Source organism: uncultured Campylobacter sp. (genome assembly GCF_938030785.1).
Classification (GTDB): Bacteria; Campylobacterota; Campylobacteria; order Campylobacterales; family Campylobacteraceae; genus Campylobacter_B.
This window is the reverse complement of the sequence record NZ_CALHIK010000034.1, coordinates 1-2,094: the sequence shown is the minus strand read 5'-3', so window position 1 is coordinate 2,094 and position 2,094 is coordinate 1. Positions and strand designations below refer to the sequence as shown.

Annotated in this window: 1 protein-coding gene and 1 pseudogene; one reads left to right on the top strand and one right to left on the bottom strand. The window is 51.2% G+C overall.

Going from position 1 to position 2,094, the window contains the following annotated elements; genetic code table 11:
* Window positions 1–1,649, top strand: a pseudogene (locus Q0438_RS01795) (DNA polymerase III subunit alpha); the annotation flags it as partial.
* A gap of 242 nt (window positions 1,650–1,891) precedes the next feature.
* Here the strand turns inward: Q0438_RS01795 and Q0438_RS01790 are convergent.
* The coding region (locus Q0438_RS01790; RefSeq protein ID WP_299186659.1) for a hypothetical protein at window positions 1,892–2,094 on the bottom strand (203 nt) is incomplete at its 5' end.

The following is a 2,094-nucleotide window of genomic DNA, read 5'->3' as shown; positions in this document are numbered from 1 at the left end:
GTATCGGGCTTTTGCCGCCGTCGATCAATCAAAGCTTAAGAGGCTTTAGCGTCGTGGATGACGAAAACTCCAAATCGGGCACCTCGATCATCTACGGCCTCGGCGCGATCAAGGGCGTGGGTGGTGCCGCGATCGAAAATATCTTAGAGCTTCAAAGCGAGGCTAAATTTCAAAGTATCGACGATTTTGCTTCGCGCGTAGATAATTTCCGCGTCAATAAAAAGGTCATCGAATCGCTGATCTACGCGGGCGCGATGGATTGTCTGGGCAAGAGCCGCCTGGCGATGATTCAAAATATGGAAAATATCCTAGATGTGATGAAAAAGATCACCGAGATTAAAAAGGACGCCGAGAGCTCGCTTTTTGGAGAGGATGAGGATATGACGAGCGGCATGAGCGTAAGCTTCGTAGATACCGACAAGGAATTTCCGCAGGGCGAAATTTTGAAATTTGAGCAGCAGACCGTTGGCGTGTATCTCTCGGGACATCCGCTGGATGATTACAAAGAGGAGATGGACGGGATCGATTACGCCCTATCCTCGGCGTTTAGCGAGATCGACGGAGATAGCGCCGAGGTGCTTAGCGTGGGGCGGATCGAGGATCTGTCCACGCGCATGACGAAAACGGGCAAAAAAATGGGGATTTTAAACGTGCTTGATCTGCACGGCAGCTTCGAGCTCGCGGTGTTCGATAACGCGCTAAAGGCGATCGAAAACTTAAGCCCGCAGGAGCGGGAGCATCCGTACGCCTTTATGATTAAAATTTCAAAAAGCGCGGTCGGCGGCGCGGCGTATCAGCTGTCGTTTCTTTCGATGATGAGCCTGCAAAACGCCCGTGATGCGAGCTTCCGTCCGCGCGCAGGGGTATTTTTGGGCGAAAATCCGCTAAGAGCCTATGCTAGTGAGCTTGACGGCATTTCGTACACTAAATCCAGCGAATTCGACGAGCTGGTGAACGACGACGCGGGCGTTAAAATTTTATGCGTCGGCAAGATCGAAAACGTCTTTTCGCGCACGACCAAATCGGGCAAGCAGATGGCAAACGTCACGGTGCTCGATCTTTCGGGAAGCTTCGAGATGAGCGCATTCGGCGAGGTTTACGAAGCGGTCGCATCGCTAAACGACGACGCGCTGGAGCGCCCGATGGCATTTTGGGTGCGGCTTAGCAAAAACACATCTCCTTACGGCGGCAAATATCAAATTTATCTGGATGAAATTTTAAGCCTGGATGCGGCGCGCGAGATCGAAAACTACGCACCTGACAAAATTAGAGGTTCCAGATTCGGCTCCGAGCGCAGAAATGAGGGCGGAAACGGTTTCGGCGGCGAACGAAGCGGCGGCTACGGCGGCGGAAATTTCGTGGAGCGAAGGGGTGGGTTTGCTGCGGAAGACCCCGTCCTTAAGGCGCGCAAAGAGCGGGAGGCACAGCGCAAAAACGCGCAGGATTTCGAGTTTGAGCTAAATTTGGGCGAGCTTAGCCGCGAGAAGATTTATAAAATTTACCACCTCGCATTTTGCGACACGGCGCTAAAAAATACCAAGCGGTTGATCCTGCGGATCCGCAACGGCAGCGAGGTGCTAGTTTATCCGACCGAATACATCGTGGGTGATAATTTCACCGAAAAGGTGCGCGAAATTATCGCGGCGTAGGCACCGTAAAGCTCTTTCATCGCGCGCTAGGTCAGTTAAAATTTTATTCTTGTCTGTCGCCGTACGCAAGCGGTTTTCGGCGCCACAGAGAGTCTAAACTTTGGCGCGGTCACGGTTATTTGGCTATAAATTTGCCGCGCACAAAATTTACTGTGCTACGCGCAGAAACCAAAACTGCACAGATCGCCTGCGATATATAAATTTATTGCGTTTATCGCGGCGAAATTTTATGTGCTATAAATTTACAAAAATACAGACCGCCTCTGCTTTATTGTCGGCAAGACTTGCGATACGCCGCTTGCACTGCCGTAATGACAGCTCACCCATATCTCGGCAGAGAGCGAAGTATGTCGTCGCGCTAGCTTGCCTACGGCGCGGTAAATGGTGTGGGCGCTTTCAAATTTAAAGCTAAAATTTTGCGAAGTTTTACTTTGGCAGAGCTCTG